At 42.5% G+C, this 17,717-nt stretch carries 15 protein-coding genes and 1 pseudogene; 7 read left to right on the top strand and 9 right to left on the bottom strand.

The features are described from left to right. Nucleotides 1-172 precede the first annotated feature (172 nt). Entirely contained in the window at nucleotides 173-775 is a 603-nt protein-coding gene (locus tag BW947_RS10420) for a response regulator transcription factor (RefSeq protein WP_076499329.1), read from the bottom strand. Nucleotides 776-986: 211 nt separating this feature from the next. Here BW947_RS10420 and BW947_RS10415 point away from each other — a divergent pair. Further along, a pseudogene (locus BW947_RS10415) lies at nucleotides 987-2,834 on the top strand (sensor histidine kinase). A 20-nt stretch (nucleotides 2,835-2,854) separates the two neighbouring features. Here the strand turns inward: BW947_RS10415 and BW947_RS10410 are convergent. From BW947_RS10410 to BW947_RS10400, 3 genes are all read right to left on the bottom strand, one after another. Further along, nucleotides 2,855-4,015 carry a putative sulfate/molybdate transporter gene (locus tag BW947_RS10410; RefSeq protein WP_076499326.1) on the bottom strand — a complete coding sequence of 387 codons (1,161 nt, stop codon included), beginning with the start codon at nucleotides 4,013-4,015 and terminating at the stop codon, nucleotides 2,855-2,857. A 375-nt stretch (nucleotides 4,016-4,390) separates the two neighbouring features. Further along, nucleotides 4,391-5,167 (bottom strand): substrate-binding periplasmic protein, encoded by a 777-nt coding sequence (locus tag BW947_RS10405; protein WP_076499324.1) that lies wholly within the window; start codon nucleotides 5,165-5,167, stop codon nucleotides 4,391-4,393. A gap of 1,051 nt (nucleotides 5,168-6,218) precedes the next feature. After that, nucleotides 6,219-7,055, bottom strand: a complete 837-nt coding sequence (locus tag BW947_RS10400; protein WP_076499322.1) for a mechanosensitive ion channel family protein — start codon at nucleotides 7,053-7,055, stop codon at nucleotides 6,219-6,221. Between the two features lie 170 nt (nucleotides 7,056-7,225). Between BW947_RS10400 and BW947_RS10395 the strand changes: the two genes are divergently transcribed. Then, nucleotides 7,226-7,705, top strand: a complete 480-nt coding sequence (locus tag BW947_RS10395; protein ID WP_076499321.1) for a hypothetical protein — start codon at nucleotides 7,226-7,228, stop codon at nucleotides 7,703-7,705. A gap of 404 nt (nucleotides 7,706-8,109) precedes the next feature. After that, entirely contained in the window at nucleotides 8,110-9,285 is a 1,176-nt protein-coding gene (locus BW947_RS10390; protein ID WP_076499319.1) for a type III PLP-dependent enzyme, read from the top strand. A gap of 76 nt (nucleotides 9,286-9,361) precedes the next feature. Here the strand turns inward: BW947_RS10390 and BW947_RS10385 are convergent, their stop codons facing one another. After that, nucleotides 9,362-9,574 (bottom strand): HP1242/YdcH family protein, encoded by a 213-nt coding sequence (locus BW947_RS10385; protein WP_076499317.1) that lies wholly within the window; start codon nucleotides 9,572-9,574, stop codon nucleotides 9,362-9,364. A gap of 412 nt (nucleotides 9,575-9,986) precedes the next feature. Between BW947_RS10385 and udp the strand changes: the two genes are divergently transcribed. Then, nucleotides 9,987-10,745 carry a uridine phosphorylase gene (udp, locus tag BW947_RS10380; protein ID WP_076499315.1) on the top strand — a complete coding sequence of 253 codons (759 nt, stop codon included), beginning with the start codon at nucleotides 9,987-9,989 and terminating at the stop codon, nucleotides 10,743-10,745. 100 nt (nucleotides 10,746-10,845) lie between these two features. Here the strand turns inward: udp and BW947_RS10375 are convergent, their stop codons facing one another. Beyond that, nucleotides 10,846-11,598 (bottom strand): outer membrane protein OmpK, encoded by a 753-nt coding sequence (locus BW947_RS10375; RefSeq protein ID WP_076499313.1) that lies wholly within the window; start codon nucleotides 11,596-11,598, stop codon nucleotides 10,846-10,848. A gap of 463 nt (nucleotides 11,599-12,061) precedes the next feature. On the opposite strand from BW947_RS10375, the gene BW947_RS10370 reads away from it, so the two are divergent. The 3 genes from BW947_RS10370 to BW947_RS10360 are packed head-to-tail and all read left to right on the top strand — an operon-like array spanning nucleotide 12,062 to nucleotide 14,418. Further along, a complete protein-coding gene (locus BW947_RS10370) occupies nucleotides 12,062-12,532 on the top strand; it encodes an NfeD family protein (protein WP_076499310.1) in 471 nt (156 codons plus the stop codon). A 12-nt stretch (nucleotides 12,533-12,544) separates the two neighbouring features. After that, on the top strand, nucleotides 12,545-13,480 hold the full coding sequence (locus BW947_RS10365; protein WP_076499308.1) for an SPFH domain-containing protein: 936 nt from the start codon (nucleotides 12,545-12,547) through the stop codon (nucleotides 13,478-13,480). Then, nucleotides 13,480-14,418, top strand: coding sequence for an SPFH domain-containing protein (locus BW947_RS10360; protein WP_076499305.1), 939 nt, complete (start codon nucleotides 13,480-13,482; stop codon nucleotides 14,416-14,418). The genes BW947_RS10365 and BW947_RS10360 overlap by 1 nt, the downstream gene beginning before the upstream one ends. Nucleotides 14,419-14,604: 186 nt before the next feature. On the opposite strand, the gene BW947_RS10355 is transcribed toward BW947_RS10360, so the two are convergent. From BW947_RS10355 to argS, 3 genes are all read right to left on the bottom strand, one after another. Beyond that, nucleotides 14,605-14,829, bottom strand: a complete 225-nt coding sequence (locus BW947_RS10355; RefSeq protein WP_076499303.1) for a hypothetical protein — start codon at nucleotides 14,827-14,829, stop codon at nucleotides 14,605-14,607. A gap of 358 nt (nucleotides 14,830-15,187) precedes the next feature. Next, nucleotides 15,188-15,910 (bottom strand): SPOR domain-containing protein, encoded by a 723-nt coding sequence (locus BW947_RS10350; RefSeq protein ID WP_076499301.1) that lies wholly within the window; start codon nucleotides 15,908-15,910, stop codon nucleotides 15,188-15,190. A gap of 3 nt (nucleotides 15,911-15,913) precedes the next feature. Continuing rightward, nucleotides 15,914-17,659 (bottom strand): arginine--tRNA ligase, encoded by a 1,746-nt coding sequence (gene argS, locus BW947_RS10345; RefSeq protein WP_076499298.1) that lies wholly within the window; start codon nucleotides 17,657-17,659, stop codon nucleotides 15,914-15,916. Nucleotides 17,660-17,717 lie beyond the last annotated feature (58 nt).

Below are 17,717 nucleotides of genomic sequence, written 5' to 3'. Positions count from 1 at the left end.
ATAACAAATAAAACGGACTAATGCCAGTTTAGTCAAACAGTGTTAAACAAAGTTAAATAGCTAAGCTACAACCGTTTGTTATTGCTAAACGGATGACTTACTTATGGTTTAACGCCCTGTTTTATACACAACTGATTCGGCGCCGCGAGGTTGAGTAGAGAGTAATTATGACTTATAGGATTGAGTTCAGATTACCTAAGTGCTGCACCAGTTCTGCCATATTATTGACTTCGAGCTTTTTGATGATTTTTGCGCGGTGCACTTCAATTGTGCGTAGCGATAAAAACATCACCTCCGAGATTTGTTTGTTAGTCATACCTTGGATGAGATGAGCTAACACTTGTTGTTCTCGCTCGGTGAGTCTTTCAAACTTTTGCTGCAAGCTTTGTTGTTCGAAGTTGGTCAGACTTTCTCGCTGTGCCTTTTCAATCGCTTGGACTAATGATTTACCCGATACCGGCTTTTGAAAAAAATCGCAGGCACCTTTGCGAAATGCACTTAATGCCATCGGTAAATCACCGTGACCCGTAAGAAAGATCACTCCCAGTGGGCTTTTAGTCTCCAGTAGTTTTTGTTGTATTTCCTGCCCTGTAATTTCGGGCATACGGCTATCTAAAATAACGCAACCTGCTTGTGATAATGCACAGCGCTTGAGAAAGTCGTGGCCATTACTGAAGGTTTGCACTTGATAACCAAATTGTCTGAGCATAAACCCCAATGAATCGAGGATCGCGGCATCGTCATCAACTAAATACAATGGCAATTTGGTAAACATAGCTTTCCTGCTGGAGTTAAAGGGCATGAATAGCTTAAGCCGCAGAGGGACTTAGCTCAATTTTAAGCCTAGGTCTTGAGAGATACATCACTAAATCAGCCTTATCCTATGATCTTAATGTCGGAGTTTGGTGGCATTTCACAGCAGCAATAATGGCGGTAAGTTATGATCTTGATATGTATGACTAGGCTCTGAAAGACAAGCAACACCTATGAAAAAACATGAGCTATCGCAGCGGGTTTCACTGTTTAGCACATTGGGCTACTGGTTACTGCTGTGTTTGAGTGGGCTGGCCTTATACCATCCTAGCGTTAGCATCGCTGACGAAGCATTGAAAGAGCATCAATTTAGAGTCGGTGTGTTAGCAAATCATGGTGTACTGCAGGCCAAGCAGCGTTGGCAACCCATGATGGAATATCTATCTGAGCAGGTGCCTAATAGTCATTTTGAGGTTGTGCCCGTTGATTTTAATGGCATGCGCAGCCAGTTACTCAGTAACGATCTGCAGTTTATTGTCACCAATCCTGGGCAGTATCTGCACTTAAGTAATCATTTTCCGCTGTCTTGGCTTGCGACGATGAAAAGCCGTAAACATCAGGGCAGCACTTTTACTATCGGCGCGACGATTATCGTGCGTGCTGATAGTCCTATCCGCACTCTGCAAGATTTACGTGGACGCAATGTCGTCGCCAGCGATCCGCAAGCTTTAGGTGGATACCAAGCCGCCATGGGCTTGTTGTATAAAATGGGCTTTCTTTCTGAAGAGTTTTTTGGGCAAGTGCGCTTTCTTGGGTTTCCACTTGAACCATTGGTCTATCAAGTACGTGATGGTAACGCCGATGCCGCGATTGTGCCTTTTTGTACCTTAGAGGAAATGATCGAAACGGGTTTGGTTAATCAAGCTGATTACCGAGTCATCCATCCGAATACTCCCGCTGGATATGATTGCGAGGTCAGCACCCAGTTATACCCTAATTGGTCATTTGCGGCGGCGGATACCGTTCCTCCTTAGCTCACAATGGCAATTACCCGCGCCTTATTTGATTTGCCTGTTGACCATGTGGCCGCGATTACGGCTGACACTTTGGGCTGGACTGCACCGATAAGCCAGCTAAAAGTTATTGAATTATTTAAGGAACTGCAGCTACAGCGCGGATCGCCGCCACTTTATCAAACGGTGCATAAATGGATGGCAAAAAACAAAGAATGGGGCATTGCACTACTGTTAATTTTTATCATATCTACGATTTACCACTTGTGGCTTGAGTATAAGTTTCGCCAAAAAAGTGAATTTTTACTCAACACAGAACGACAATTAAAAGATAAAGCGCTGCAGCTTGAGCGCTTACAGAGTGCGGCGATTTTGGGGGAGATTGGCGCAGGTCTTGCCCATGAACTTAATCAACCCATTGCAGCCATCACTCAATACAGCGAAGGCGCTATGTTGCAGTTGGAGCGATTGGGGCAGGATAATCCAGAACTCTACGATGTGTTGGGTAAGATTAATGTGCAGTCTATTCGTGCGGGCGCTGTTGTACACCGCATTCGCGGTTTACTGAAACGCCGTCAGGCAAAGGCTGAACCTTTAAATATTGTACTGGTAGTGAAAGAAGCCTTAGTTTTACTGCGGCGCGAGCTAGATCGTGCTCAAATACATGCTCATGTAAACGTTCATGGAGAACCCTTTGAATTAATGGGCGATAGCGTTGGTTTGAGCCAGATGTGGGTTAACTTGATCAAAAATAGTTTAGATGCGCTAGAGCTCTGCAGTGATCATCGTGTGCGTCAATTGTGGATCGAAATTTATTATCAGCCGCATAAAATCAAAGTGTTAGTGATTGATAATGGTGAAGGACTACAAGGGCAGGCGAGCGAGTTAATGGCTTCTTTCGCATCGACTAAAGATGAAGGTTTAGGGCTCGGCTTAGCTATCTGTAAAGATGTTGTCACTCGACACCACGGCAGCATTCAAATCGAAAACTGCCAAGATTGCAGTAGTGAGGTCACCTTACCTTGGCAGCAAGGTTGCGTCGTCACGGTAGTATTGCCCAAGGGGTAAGATACTCAGATAACTTAAACCTAACGCATGGCTAACATGGTTCTGCGGCGGGCTTGCTCTAGAATAATGCCCACGGCGAGTCCGGCGGCGGCGTTGATTGCAAGGCAAGTGATAGCGGTTGATAAAATCACTAAGATACAAAAAGGTCTACCATCAATTAAGCGTTTCGACCATGCCAGTTGTAACCCCGCTATCGTCAATAAGCTGCCGAGGATAGCCATTGGAATTAAGCTTAACAACCAAGCAATATTACTGCCCCAGCAGAGGGCGATAATTAAACAACTACTGCCAAAAATTAACGGTGCAAGATAAGTACGTGCACCAAAATGATATTGCACTGTGAGACCCCCTGCGCCGTGGCACATGGCCGAGGCGCCAAAGGGCGCGAGTAATAAATTGGCTAGGCCTGAGGTTATCGCAAAGTTTTTTGGTGTGAGTTTAGCGGCATCTTCGGGGAATTTTTCCTGCGCCATCGCTGAAATCGCAATAACGGCATTGGTTAGGGTCAATGCCAGTTGCGGTAACACCAGTAAAAGGGCAGCGGAAGTCCATTCGACGGCTGTCGGCCAAGTTAACTGAAATGGTGTTGTCATTGCTTGAATATCAAGATTATTACTGATTAAGCCTGTTTGCGTGCTTGCCTGCCAAATCATCCCTGCCGCAATCACTAAAGGCATAGCAAGGTAACGTAACGGTAAAAATTTACTGACAAAGAGTAGTCCAAAAGCCCCAAAACCTAACAGCCAAAACTCACTCATCATCTTCGCGCCCATCCACATTAGCTGTAGACCGATTGCGAGTTGGATACCGACACTTACGGCTTGAGAGAGTTGTTTAGCTAACCAAGTAATCGCACCGCTAAAGGCAAGAATAAGCAGTATTATCCCCATTAACATGGCACTTGCTTGTAACATTCCAGGTGATAACCCTTGGGCAATAACCAGTGCCGCGATGACTTTCATCGGTTGTACGGGAATTGGGCGGCGGTAAAATAACGCGCTTAGGATAGCGAATAGCCCAAAACCCAAAAAGATTCCTTGGGCTGAAAATTGATTGAGGGCAATAAGCCCGAGTACCAAAGGTAAAAAAGTACCGAGATCGGCAAACGCACCGCTGGTTTCTCCAAGTAAACGGTTAAATGACTGGTTACACACTTTTTTAGGGGAATTGCCTGAGGTCATACACATTGCCGTAATTGAACACACTATAACTACGCAAAATAAGTGCCAGAAAAATAAGGTTATTCTGCTGGTAAACTGAGTGAAACTACCGCGTGGCGTCACACAGCGAGACAAACTGGGGCAGGGTAAAAATTGGCTGGGTCGAAATGTCTGTGTTTGTGTCTATTACTGCTGGGATTAACGATTAATTCAAACTCAGTTATTAGTGGTAATTCAACCACAGCAGTGACAGTTAGTGCCGTGGCGGGTTCTCTTTATTATATAACCTAAACTCGGAATAACGAGTGTCGAAAAATCTAAATTTAATAAACTAAATCAATGCTATAAATGATTAGTTTGAAACGAAAAATCTATTTAGGCTAACCAGCAATCAGATTAGTGAGTGATGGCGGGTGATTCGGTGAGATTAAGTGGTGGCTCGATGCCATAGGATTCAAATAGCCGAGTGATTTCACCTGAGGTGCGCATGTCGTCGACTATTTGGTGAACTTGTTTAGCATATTGATGCAGCGGTGACATGATCGGAATGCTGAAATAGCGGCCGTTATTGCTTATGTCGACATATTTCACCTGCTTAAATCGGGGCTCTTTAGCAAAAATTGACATTTCATGTTGTTCGGAGGTAATGACTAAATCGATGCGCTTCGCCTTCAACATATTGATTAATTGGTCATTATTATTAACAAAAGACACTTTGAGTTGTTTTTGATTATCATTGAACTGCGAACAGTAAAAAGTACCTCTAAGTGCGCCAATGATATAAGGCTTTAATTCATCGAAATGTTTAACCTCAAACTGTCGATTTTCAAGAGCAAAGTAATAGACGTAGCGCTTGTCGTATCCCAGTAGCATAGGGTCTAGGAAATCGTTGCGTTCGGGTGTCATCGAATGGACGGGAATTAGGTCGACTTGTCCTATTTCGGCTATTTTAATCGTGCGTGCCCATGGCACATTACTCCAATTTACCTTGTAACCTAGACGGGTGATGACTTCATTGATCACTGCGGCACCAGGGCCTTTGCATTCACCATTTTCGAAATAAATAACTGGGTGCCTATCGCGACAGTGTGCTTGCCAAACAACAGCAGAGGTTTCTGCCATCGCTTGGGGCAGAAATAAGCATGAAATAATAACTATCAGTATTAGCCTCATTCATCTTGCCTATTAAATGGTCAGTTTTAATTATTTGGCTGGGCAGTTAATCCGACTATCTTTTATTTCTAGTCATTGAGCCGCACCGATTCGGTTAATACAATGATTGTAGTGTTTACACATCCACTGTGCATTTTAAGTAATTATAAATACACTCTATCTTGTCGCGAAAAGATTTAGTTTTTTAATTTGGCCAAACTTTTTCCGGGACTCATTAGTTGCTGGGAAACTTATCTATCCGACTCAAGATAGGGCATTAATTGGGTTTAAGTAGCTTCAATTTTGGTTTCGGCTTAGGCAGGCTCGAATTCCGTGAGGCAAGATTTAGTGCTGGTTTGATAGAGCAGCTGATCGCTATTCATATCGTATTTGCTAAAATGACGCAGCAATAAGCTAGACGTATGGACACTATTTAATAATTGAGTTCTCTATGTTATCGGTGCCCGAAAAGAAATCGTCGTGCCCCTCGATTGGGCTGATTTAAATGCCGATGACTATGCCAGTATTGTATTGAGTATGCAGGTAAACCATGGAGGGAATGTACCTATACTGTAAAAAATCTGCGAACATAGAGGCTTAAATGCAGCTGTAAGGCTCATGAAGGCGAGCTGCTATTTTCAGGAGCTGCAATTAGTGCCTGATCATGGTTTTAGCGATTGTGCTTTATTTGATTTCATTGAACATGAGCTGAAATCTCCATTACCTCATCTGCATTAAGTCGAATATCCACGTGAAAGACATTGAAGGTAAGTTGTTTCTGGTTAAGAAATGTTAACTGCTAAGCGACCGCATTAGTACGTTAAAGCACGTTCAAATTCCCAAAAACCGTCAATCAGTTGTTCGAGTCATATGCTGTAAAAAGAAAGACATAAAAGAAGCGTGGTATCTGGCAACAAGTCGGGACGATTTATCTAGCCCTAAGTTACTGATGCAGCATGGGAAGTGTTAGGGTATTGAAACAACCTCTAGGGATATCAAGGGCTATCTCGATATTTGGGTGGCATTGAGCTAGGTTGAGCGACTGCGCCGTTCAACCCCATGATCACTAGCGTTATTGATGTTGAATATGGATCTCTTTTATCGGGCACGCAATCTCTATTCCAGCTTGTTTAAGTGCGTTGTAGAGCGCCAAGTTCACTTTGTATTTATGTTGAAAATAGTTTTGTGTCGGTACCCAGTAACGCACACCCATTTCAATCCCGACAGCATTAAAACCATTGATGCCAATATTGGGTGTGGTCTCTTGATAAACATAGGAATTGTTACTCAATAACTCAGTGATCACACTAATGGCATGTTCGGGATTTGTGCTGTAACTGAGATTAAATTGGGTTTCTACTAATTTATTACTGAAGGAATTATGTAAAATCTCGCCAACAATGTGCTTGTTAGGAATATTAATTTGTTCGCCTTCCTCATTGGTGAGAATGGTCATACCTAAATTAATACGTTTAACAACACCGCTTTCTCCTTTTATTTCAATGGTGTTACCCACGAGGAAAGGGCACGTTACTATAATCGTCACACCAGCGGCATAGTTAGCCAACATGCCTTGCAGCGCTAAACCTGCACCCAAAGAGATAGCACCAATTGCAGCAACCATAGGGGTTACGCTGATGCCGATTTTACTCAGGGCGATAATTCCGACCATAACGATGATGAGAATACGGATAAGGTTACTGACAAAATTGCTGAGAGTGATATCGACATTGTGTTTTTTGAACTGTTTAGCAACTAAGCGCGATACTTTACTAGCAACCCATAGACCGAGTAAAAAAATCAGTAAGGCGCCCACGAGTTGGAAGCTGTAGGTGACTAAAAACTCTGTGACCAGTTGATAAACACCCTGCAACTGTTGTAATTCTTGATTGATTCCTGGTGTTATCATTATGATATCCCTGTAATAAATTTAACTGTACCAGTATAGCGTACAACCCAGTACAAATACTTATTTGCCTTCATCTGTGAAGCGTATCATGTAATCGTGGTTGGTTTAATGAGCGAATAGGGTGAGTCAGGTATGCTGGCAGCTTATCCAATATAGGGAGTTGAGTGTTTATGAAAACGCTGTTGTTATGTCTATCTTGTCTATTAACCCCAATATGGGCGTTTGCTGCAAGTTATGTTGCCGGTGATGCGATTAATTCTATTACACTGCTCGATCAACATGATAAAACCGTTACAGTGACAGATGAAACCCAAGTGTTACTTTTTAGCCGTAGCATGAAAGGTGGCGATATTATTAAAGAAGCACTCACTCCTTTGAGTGATACTCAAATGCCTACTGGCTTGGTTTATGTTGCAGATATTAGCGGCATGCCTTCTTTGATTGCTAAGTTTGTTGCTGTACCACAAATGAAAGATTTACCTTTTGTGATTGGCTTAGATAGGGAGGGTGAGATCAGCCGTTTATTACCTGACACTAAAGATATGGCCACTATGATATTGCTCAATCAGCGTAAGATTGTAGACATTGCTTATTTTGACTCTAGTGAAGCCTTGAGCCAAGCGCTTGCCAAACTTAACCAATCGCAGTAATAACTCAGTTAAATTGATGCAGTGTTAGATCATCATATGTAAAATATTACAGATATAAGGCATTACATTGGCATTATTGGGCAGTGTGATGCCATCTCAAATCAGTGGCTTTATGGTGAATATTTGGGCCCGTCAGTCTACCTACCTTTCTTTCGATAATGTCATAAAAGTTAACTTCGTATTCAGTAAATCTACACAAATTTATCTAAGGGTTTATGTAGATAATTATTTGTTTTATCTTAACTTTTTTTAAAATCAAAGTTCGTCAGTATGAGTTGGAATAAAAAATTATTAATTCAGCATAAAAATTCATTGCGTAAAGCAGGGAAATATCGTTTACTGCGCACGTTTTTAAGATATTACACTCACTTTTATTTATTTGACCCCAAGGAGACTCTGGCCCAATGAGCCAATTTCAATCTATTGATGTTGCTGACTATTATGATATGGATACCTTCAAGCGTATTGAAGCGTTTGCCAAAGATAAAGCAACCCCATTCGTTGTGATCGATACTAGTATCATAGCGAAACAATACGATGACATGGTTAATAGTTTTCCTTACGCTAACGTTTATTATGCAGTTAAAGCAAATCCTGCGGCCGAGGTTTTATCTTTACTAAAAGATAAGGGATCAAATTTTGATATCGCCTCAATTTATGAGCTTGATATGGTGATGAATGTAGGTGTAACAGCCGATCGCGTTAGCTACGGCAACACCATCAAAAAACGTCAAGATGTACGTGCATTTTATGAACGCGGTGTGCGTATGTATGCATCTGACTCAGAAGCCGATCTGCGTATGATCGCCGAAGAAGCACCGGGATCGCGTGTTTATGTGCGTATTCTGACCGAAGGCACCGATACTGCTGATTGGCCGTTATCGCGTAAATTTGGTTGCCAAAACGAAATGGTTTATGACCTATTAGTGTTGGCGCAAGAATTAGGTTTAGAACCCTTTGGGATTTCGTTCCATGTAGGCTCTCAACAGCGTGATATCGGTGCTTGGGATGCTGCGATTGGTAAAGTTAAAAGCATTTTCGACCGTCTGCGTGATGAGCACAATATTACCTTGAAGATGATCAATATGGGTGGCGGTTTTCCTGCTAACTACATTGATAAAACCAACCAATTGGGTGTATATGCTGAGCAGATCACTCATTTCCTAAAAGAAGATTTTGGTGACGATTTACCGCAAATTATTTTGGAGCCGGGTCGTTCATTGATTTCTAACGCAGGAATTTTAGTCTCTGAAGTGGTACTGGTCAGCAAAAAATCCTACACAGCGTTAGAGCGTTGGGTGTTTACTGATGTGGGTAAATTTTCTGGTTTGATTGAAACCATGGACGAAGCGATTAAGTTTCCAATTTATACCGACCGTAAAGGTGAGCTAGATAAGTGCGTCATTGCCGGCCCAACCTGTGATAGTGCCGATATTATGTATGAACACTACAGTTATGGTTTACCGAATGATCTAGCGATTGGTGACCGTATGTACTGGTTAACTGCTGGCGCTTACACCACGACCTATTCGGCAGTATGTTTTAATGGTTTTCCCCCGCTGAAAGATTACTACCTGTAAGCGATTTAAATTACGATAATAAGGGCGCTTAGGCGCCCTTATTGCTATTTAGAATTGTTGTCTAGACAATAGCGGATTATTGGTGGGACTTAAGGATTTGATAAATTTCTTCTTTTAGGCGTAACTTCTTGCTTTTAAGCTCTTTCACCGCGGGATTAAAATCACTAGCAACCCGTTTTTCTAGCTGTTTAATTTCTTCATCTAAATGATTATGTTCATCGAATTTACGTTGAAAATGAGCATCCTTGGTCTTCAGGGTAGAAATTAATTCTCTGTATTCTGCAAACATCGGTATTCTCCTTGTCGTCACTATTCCACGTTAGTTGAATTTTAACCCTAGCCTTTATACTGGCTGATAAGAAGTTATTTTGCTCGAATTCTGCTCGGCATTAGATTAATACTAAAGGCTGAATTATTTAAAGTAACTATAAATCAATGGATTAGATATTATTTATCATAGGGGATGGCAGTTGAGCCTGATCTAGCTCACACTTTATCTGGCATACATTAAACTGATATCCGCAACACGAGTAAATTTGCTATCTTATGATCAGATTTATGTGTAATTAGTAATTTCATTACGATTAGACAATTACTTCTTGCCGATAATTCTGTGATCAAGTTAACCTTCACCGCTTCGATACTAGGTTAAAGTCGATTTAATAAGAATTTAATTATCAAAAATGAAAGGGGTTTTCACAATGGCTGATGTATTTCATTTAGGTTTGACCAAAGCAATGCTCGATGGTGCTACCTTGGCAATCGTGCCTGGTGATCCAGAGCGTGTAAAGCGTATTGCTGAATTAATGGACAATGCGACGTTTCTTGCTAGCCACCGCGAATATACCAGCTATTTAGCGTATGCCGATGGCAAGCCGGTTGTCGTGTGTTCAACCGGTATCGGTGGTCCATCGACGTCTATTGCGGTAGAAGAATTGGCACAATTGGGTGTGAATACCTTTTTGCGTATTGGTACCACAGGCGCTATCCAACCTCATGTGAATGTAGGTGATGTGATTGTGACTCAAGCTTCAGTGCGTTTAGATGGCGCAAGTTTGCATTTTGCACCTATGGAGTTTCCTGCGGTTGCCAACTTTGAATGTACTACCGCTATGGTTGCAGCGTGTCGTGATGCTGGCGTAGAACCACACATTGGTATTACAGCATCTTCTGATACTTTCTACCCAGGTCAAGAGCGTTACGATACTGTCAGTGGCCGTATAACACGTCGCTTTGCTGGGTCGATGAAAGAGTGGCAAGACATGGGCGTGTTGAACTATGAGATGGAGTCTTCTACTTTATTCACTATGTGTGCGACTCAAGGTTGGCGTGCAGCCTGTGTTGCGGGTGTGATTGTTAACCGCACTCAGCAAGAAATTCCTAATGAAACCACAATGAAGAAAACTGAAGTGAACGCGATTGCTATCGTGATTGCTGCGGCAAAAAAACTGCTTGCTTAAGGTTAATTAGGCCAAGCGGTGCTTCTCTGTATAGGGACAGCTCAATAAAAAAGGTGCCTCAGGCACCTTTTTTATTACTTTAAAACCGTATTGATATCGATTAAAAGTGATACTTGGCAATCACAGAGTAAGTGTCTTGATCTACGCCTTTCACGCCGTATTTATTTGTCCACAGATCGTACTCAATACCCACCAATAACTTATTGGCCTGATGATCGCCGAATAGACTCTTACCAAGGTCGTATTTTAGCTGTGGATTAAAGTGGAAGTTCTCTTCGTAGCCGTTATCATCGCTGGCAAATACCCAGTCGATAAAGCCATCGAGTACTATGTTGGCTGAACCAATAGGAATATCGATACGGAAAGCCGGGCTAAACTGCCAGCCATCGCTATTATTGCCTGTGCTCATACCCTCACGACGGTAAGTATTCAAGTTTAGGTAGGTGAAATAAGGCACGGCAACATCAATACCTAGGCCGTAAAGTAAACTGTGGACAGGACCTTCGCCTTCTTCATAGGTTAATGCCAGAGATAGATCGGTCACCGGGCCAAAGGCTATTTTTTCACCAAGAATTTTACTGGCACTGAAGCGTGGCGAAATTTCACCATAGGTTGTACTGTCCATAGAAGCGTTGTTACCTTTGAAATAGATAAAATCTTGGAAGGCAAACCAATCACCGTATTTCCATGCTCCAGCCGTTTCTAGAGTAATAGTCGCTTGTTTATCTGATGGTGCTAAATCGTAGTCTTCACCATATAACGCGGTGGCACTGAAATCCCACCACTGTACTAAATCATCGGCAAATACTTGAGGCGAAAGCATTAATGCTAGGCATAGACATGTTTTTTTCATTGTTATTTCCTGTTGTAGAGGTCGACGTCAATTCGTGTCTTATTCAATCTATTCTTTGCTCTAATGGCATGGCTTGATGGGTAAGTTCAAACCTAGCGCGATAGTACGGCAAAGTATGGCTAAAAATTGAGGGCAATATATGCAAAATCGTAGCGTTATTCAAAGTTTTTATTGAGTGTTGTTGTCAAAATCACATAATAGGCGCATGAGTTTTTTATAGTTATATTATTGATTTAAAGGTTTTTATTGTTTTTTACTTTTATAGCAAGTCTAAATTATTTTCATTTTAAAAATTGATTGTGCTGAATATTAAAACAAAATAATGACTTAGATGCGCGCGCGCGTAAGAACAGTGTTTAGCTGATAGTAGATTGTGGATTGTAAATATCGACATATTATGTCGATTACCTATAACGCTGCTGCTATAGTTGCTACATAGTGCGCTTTCATTTCAGGGGGAAATATGGCGTTTTCAAATCCGATTTTAGTGTGGGCAGTGGTAGGTTTAGTATTAATGCTGGCTGAACTGGTGGTTCCTGGTGGCGTGATTGTCTTGTTGGGAGCGGCGTGTTTAGTTGTGGCTGGCGCGTTAAGCATAGGGCTGGTCGAAGGCGTAGTGCAGAGCCTGACTTTGTGGTTTATTGCTGCAATTGTATTGTTATTGGCTTTTAGGCAAGTGACACAAAGGCTTGTTGGCGGGGATTCCCATGTGGATAACACGGATGAGGCAATCGACTTATATAATCAAATTGCACATGTAAAACAAACCATTGGTCCGGGGCAAACTACTGGGCGGGTTGAGTTCCAAGGTATTGAATGGCCAGCGCTTGGCGATGGCAGTATCATAGTTGCAGGAACTGATGTCAGAATTATTTGCCGTGAAAATATTGCTCTAGTTGTTGAGCCTGTTGCTGTAGAAACTGCCAAAAATTAAAGGATGGGAGCTATGTTTGTATTTACTTTAGTTATTTTATTTATCTTTTTTATTCTCTATAAATTAATGCTCATTGTACCGATGCGAGAAGTGCATGTTATTGAGCGTCTTGGTAAATTTCGTACAGTATTACAACCCGGATTTCACTTTCTTATTCCCTTCTTCGATCGCGTCTCCTACCGTCATGATACCCGTGAACAAGTATTAGATGTGCCGCCACAGAGCTGCATTTCTAAAGATAACACTCAACTAGAGGTAGATGGCCTTGTCTATCTGAAAGTGATGGATGGTAAATTGGCAAGTTATGGCATTGAGAACTATCGTAAAGCGGCGGTGAACTTAGCCCAAACTACCATGCGTTCTGAAATTGGTAAGCTGAGTTTGAGTGAGACTTTTTCTGAGCGTGATAGCCTAAATGAATCCATAGTACGTGAAATAGATAAAGCATCTGAGCCTTGGGGTATTAAGGTGCTGCGTTATGAGATCCGAAATATCACGCCTTCACGTCATGTTATCCACACCCTTGAAAAGCAAATGGAAGCTGAGCGCCGCAAGCGAGCAGAGATCACCTTGGCCAATGCTGAGAAAGCGGCGATGATCAATATGTCAGAAGGCGAACGCCAAGAGGCTATTAATCTTTCAGAAGGTCAAAAACAAAAACGTATAAACGAAGCTAAAGGTACCGGGCAAGAGATAGCGATTATTGCCAAAGCGAAATCCGAAGGCATGGCGATGATCTCACAGGCTCTAGCCGTTAATGGCGGTACTGATGCAATGAATATGCTGCTAAAAGAGCAGTTTATTGCTCAAGTCGGTAAAATTCTTAATGATGCACAAGTTTCAGTGGTTCCTGCGGAAATGGCAAAACTCGAAGGTTTCTTTGAGGGTATGGATCAAGTCACTCAAACAATGAGCGGCCATAATAATCTTGGCAAAGGAGCGCGATAATGAATATTCCCTTAGATACTGATTTAATTGTTATGGCAATTTGGGGACTTATCTTTGCCATTTTCGTGATTAAGTTATTTCAATCTATTCGCCTAGTACCGACGAAGTCTGCTCATATTGTGGAACGATTAGGCAAGTATCACAGTACCTTAGATGCGGGTTTCCATGCTCTGATTCCTTTTGTGGATAAAGTCGCTTTTATTCATGATTTGAAAGAAGAGACTATTGATGTACCGCCGCAGGAATGTTTTTCGAGTGATGAAGTGAATGTTGAAGTCGATGGCGTTATTTATATCTCTGTGACCGACCCTATCAAAGCCAGTTACGGCATTACTGATTATCGCTATGCCGCAATCCAGTTAGCACAAACGACAACGCGTTCAGTTATTGGGACGCTCGATCTTGACCGTACATTCGAAGAGCGTGATGTGATTTCTGCCAAAGTTGTAGAAGTTTTAGATCAAGCGGGCGCTACGTGGGGAATACGCGTACACCGTTATGAAATTAAAAATATTACCCCACCTGAAACCGTTAAAAATGCCATGGAAATGCAAGTGAATGCTGAGCGTGAACGTCGTGCATTATTAGCTAAGAGTGAAGGCGACAAACAGAGCAAAATTAACCGTTCTGAAGGTGTTAAAGCTGAAACGGTAAACCGTTCTGAAGGTGAGATGCAACGCCGAATTAACGAGGCTGAGGGTAAGGCTGAGGAGATTTTAACGATTTCTCGTGCAACGGCAGAATCGATTGAACGCCTCGCCTCTGTGATTGCCGCGCCTGGTGGTCACAATGCTTTGCGGCTGCAGCTCGGCCAGCAGTACTTTAAGCAACTCGATGGCTTAAGTCAGAAGAGTAGCCGTATTGTATTACCGGGTAATATGGTGGATTTCGATTATTGGATGAATAGCATCAGCTTAACCGAAGAAAAACCCACTTAAGATTGTTGTCTAACCGGTAATGTAGGTTTTAGTCTGGTGTAAAATAAGGTCAAACATTCTGTGTTTGACCTTATTTTTTGGTAGTAATTTGATGATTTAGTTGAGGACTAGAATTGATGATGCAGCTTCTGTTGAGTGAATAAGTAGAAGCTGCTGTCAGGGTTAGATGATTCATTAAAAATGATGTCAATAAGCTAAGCGTTCATGAATTTGAGAATGCGTGTGGGTTTCTATCAGATCTGCTATTTGGTTTTGTTCTAATTGCTTCAGTGCAGATATTTCGTCATAAATCTTATCTTGAACATCCAGTGGCATGCGGACATGCTCCATAAACATCCTAATACCTAGCATGTCGCCATTCTTAAAAAGTTGGCTAAATTCGGTGGCTTCTATCTCGATTAATGCATTCATAATACGTCACCCTGAGGTTGGATTTGTTATCGATACAGCTGTTTTGCTGTCGATTAAGAAATACGCCTTAGTTTGATCTAGGTCAATTAAACTGTATGTTAATCTTTATTAATAAATATTTTTATTGTTTATTAACAGCTATTTATATTTTTTGATGCCGAGACTATTAAAAATAGAAAATGTTTAAAACAAAGGTTGTTAAGAAGTGATTGAATGAATGGTGAGTGATGTAGGCGGCAATTGAAGTGAGATCACATTATTATTTTTCGGATAAAAAATAGCGGCAAGCGATAAATTGCTGGCCGCTATTTTTTTGAGTCATTAGCCTATGACAGTAAGCCAATATGGCATGTAAATATTATTTGGGAACGGCCAAAATCTGACAACCATTGATTCCCGCTTTTTGTAGCGTATGACGTTTACGCTCGGCATCACGTTTGCGCTCGTAGGGGCCTAAAGCGACTTTGTACCAAATACCAGTCGTGCCTTCGATTTGCCTCACCTGTGCTTCTAAACCTTGAAACGCGATCACGGCCTTCATCTCGTTCGCCTGTGACTCTTGGCGGAAAGACGCACACTGCAACTGATATAGCACGGGTGTACGGCTTGCCACAACATCAGGAATATCTACTTCAACATGTTTGTTTTCGAGTTCCTTGAGATAAGTCCATTCTTCCTTGGGTTGTGGTGGTAAGGCATGAGGATCTTTCTTCAATGGGACTACTACGGGCTCAACTACAGGCTCAGCGGTTTTCACTGGGATCGCAACTGCTTGGCGCGCGGCTTCCTTCACTTTAGGCGTAAGTAAGGTGGTTTCTTGCGGCTTAACCTTGATTTGAGCTTTCTTGACCACAGCGGGTTGTGGCTTCTCCTCTTGCGGAGCAGTATTTTTAATACTCCAGAGAAAATAGATGAAACCACCTACAGCGAGTATGGCAACAGCTATCAGCGTTAGCGGCAGCTTATTACGCTGCGCTGATTTAGATTGTGAAGGCTTGGCTCTCGATGGGCGTGTTGCGCGCACTGGGCGCGGTTTAGCGCCCGATTGCGGCCTTCTATTGGCATAATCGCGATGACTCATGACTTACATCCGCTCTAATGTTTCTATACCGAGTAGATTTAGGCCTTTTTGTAAGGTGCGGGCTGTCAGCTGTGCTAACAGTAAACGGCTATTCTTTTGCGCGTCGTTATCGGCTGCAAGTACAGGGCAAGCTTCGTAGAAGCTAGAAAAAGCCCCTGCGAGTTCATATAAGTACCCACACAATACATGCGGTTGACCTTTGTCTACAACGCGATTGAGGATTTCACCGAACTGTGCCAGCTTGTTACCGAGATCTTTTTCTTTCTCATGCTCAAGCACGATTTTAGCTTGGCTGAGATCCAAATCAGTTACACGCTTGAAGATGCCTGCAACACGGGTATAAGCGTATAGCAGGTAAGGCGCGGTATTGCCTTCAAAGCTAAGCATTTGTTCAAAGCTAAAGATGTAATCACTGGTACGATTTTTCGATAAGTCTGCATATTTGACGGCACCAATCCCAACAACGCGGGCGATTTCAGCCAAGGTTGCCTCATCCATATCAGGATTTTTACTGCGCACAAGTTCGAGCGCTCGCACGTTAGCTTCATCTAATAAATCAACTAATTTAACCACACCACCGCTGCGGGTTTTGAATGGACGGCCATCTTCGCCGTTCATGGTGCCAAACCCTAAGTGTTCTAATGACATATCTTCACGAACAAATTTAGCCAGTTTAGCGAGGCTAAAAACTTGCTGGAAATGCAGTGCCTGACGTAGGTCAACAAAATACAGTACGCGATCAGCTTTCAACACGCTTGAGCGATAACGCATTGCCGCAAGATCTGAGGTGGCATACAAGTAGCCGCCATCGGCCTTTTGGATGATAACTGGCAGCGGTTCGCCTTCTTTATTGCGAAAAGCCTCTTGGAATACGACTTTGGCGCCGTTACTTTCAGTTAATAAACCTTGGGCGTCTAAATCTTTAACCACTTGTTCAAGGTCGGCATTATAAGCACTTTCACCGTGAACATCAGCGCGGGTTAAACTCACGCCTAAACGGGCGTAAACATCATGACAATGGCTTAACGAAATATCATTAAATTCGCGCCACAGTTTATTGCAATATTCGTCGCCCGATTGCAGCTCAACGACTAATTGACGAGCGCGAGTGGCAAACTCCGCCGATTCGTCAAAACGTAATTTAGCAGCGCGATAAAAGTTTTCTAAATCAGACAGCTCTAGCTGGGCTTGCTCACCATTTTTGGCGCGGAGTTCTTCCATGTAGGCCAGTAACATACCAAATTGAGTGCCCCAGTCGCCCACATGGTTTTGGCGAATGACGTTATGGCCTAAAAATTCTAGTGCGCGCACCACACTGTCACCAATGATGGTTGAACGTAGGTGGCCGACGTGCATTTCTTTGGCAAGGTTTGGCGAAGAGTAATCGACGACAACGGTTTGCGGCGTTGGCAGTTTGATACCGAAATGCTCATCATTAAGTGCATTTTGCAATTGGTCTGCTAAGGCGCTGTCATTGATGAAAAAGTTGATAAAACCTGGGCCTGCAATTTCAACCTTAGCCACAAAAGTAGAGGCGGGTAAGGTATCAATGATCAGCTGAGCTAATTCGCGTGGGTTCTTGCCCGCGACTTTGGTCAGCATCATGGCTAAGTTAGTTGCCAAGTCGCCATGACTCTTATCCTTGGTTCGATCTACCTGAATGCGTGCTTCAAAGTCAGCAGGCACAATACCTTGTTGTTTAAAGGATTCGAGTGTTTGTTCAAGTAATGATTGGATATGTGATTTCATGGGTTCTAATCGGCACTAACTTTAAGAGTGAATACAGGGAATAACCGCATATTTTAGC

Source organism: Shewanella morhuae, from assembly GCF_900156405.1.
GTDB lineage: Bacteria > Pseudomonadota > Gammaproteobacteria > Enterobacterales > Shewanellaceae > Shewanella > Shewanella morhuae.
This window is presented reverse-complemented; position numbering and strand designations above follow the sequence as displayed.

Bases quoted from the DNA above. Each gene is read 5' to 3' on its own strand.
- BW947_RS10420 (WP_076499329.1), bottom strand. From the start codon at position 775: ATGTTTACCAAATTGCCATTGTATTTAGTTGATGACGATGCCGCGATC.
- BW947_RS10410 (WP_076499326.1), bottom strand. From the start codon at position 4,015: ATGACCTCAGGCAATTCCCCTAAAAAAGTGTGTAACCAGTCATTTAAC.
- BW947_RS10405 (WP_076499324.1), bottom strand. From the start codon at position 5,167: ATGAGGCTAATACTGATAGTTATTATTTCATGCTTATTTCTGCCCCAA.
- BW947_RS10400 (WP_076499322.1), bottom strand. From the start codon at position 7,055: ATGATAACACCAGGAATCAATCAAGAATTACAACAGTTGCAGGGTGTT.
- BW947_RS10395 (WP_076499321.1), top strand. From the start codon at position 7,226: ATGAAAACGCTGTTGTTATGTCTATCTTGTCTATTAACCCCAATATGG.
- BW947_RS10390 (WP_076499319.1), top strand. From the start codon at position 8,110: ATGAGCCAATTTCAATCTATTGATGTTGCTGACTATTATGATATGGAT.
- BW947_RS10385 (WP_076499317.1), bottom strand. From the start codon at position 9,574: ATGTTTGCAGAATACAGAGAATTAATTTCTACCCTGAAGACCAAGGAT.
- udp (WP_076499315.1), top strand. From the start codon at position 9,987: ATGGCTGATGTATTTCATTTAGGTTTGACCAAAGCAATGCTCGATGGT.
- BW947_RS10375 (WP_076499313.1), bottom strand. From the start codon at position 11,598: ATGAAAAAAACATGTCTATGCCTAGCATTAATGCTTTCGCCTCAAGTA.
- BW947_RS10370 (WP_076499310.1), top strand. From the start codon at position 12,062: ATGGCGTTTTCAAATCCGATTTTAGTGTGGGCAGTGGTAGGTTTAGTA.
- BW947_RS10365 (WP_076499308.1), top strand. From the start codon at position 12,545: ATGTTTGTATTTACTTTAGTTATTTTATTTATCTTTTTTATTCTCTAT.
- BW947_RS10360 (WP_076499305.1), top strand. From the start codon at position 13,480: ATGAATATTCCCTTAGATACTGATTTAATTGTTATGGCAATTTGGGGA.
- BW947_RS10355 (WP_076499303.1), bottom strand. From the start codon at position 14,829: ATGAATGCATTAATCGAGATAGAAGCCACCGAATTTAGCCAACTTTTT.
- BW947_RS10350 (WP_076499301.1), bottom strand. From the start codon at position 15,910: ATGAGTCATCGCGATTATGCCAATAGAAGGCCGCAATCGGGCGCTAAA.
- argS (WP_076499298.1), bottom strand. From the start codon at position 17,659: ATGAAATCACATATCCAATCATTACTTGAACAAACACTCGAATCCTTT.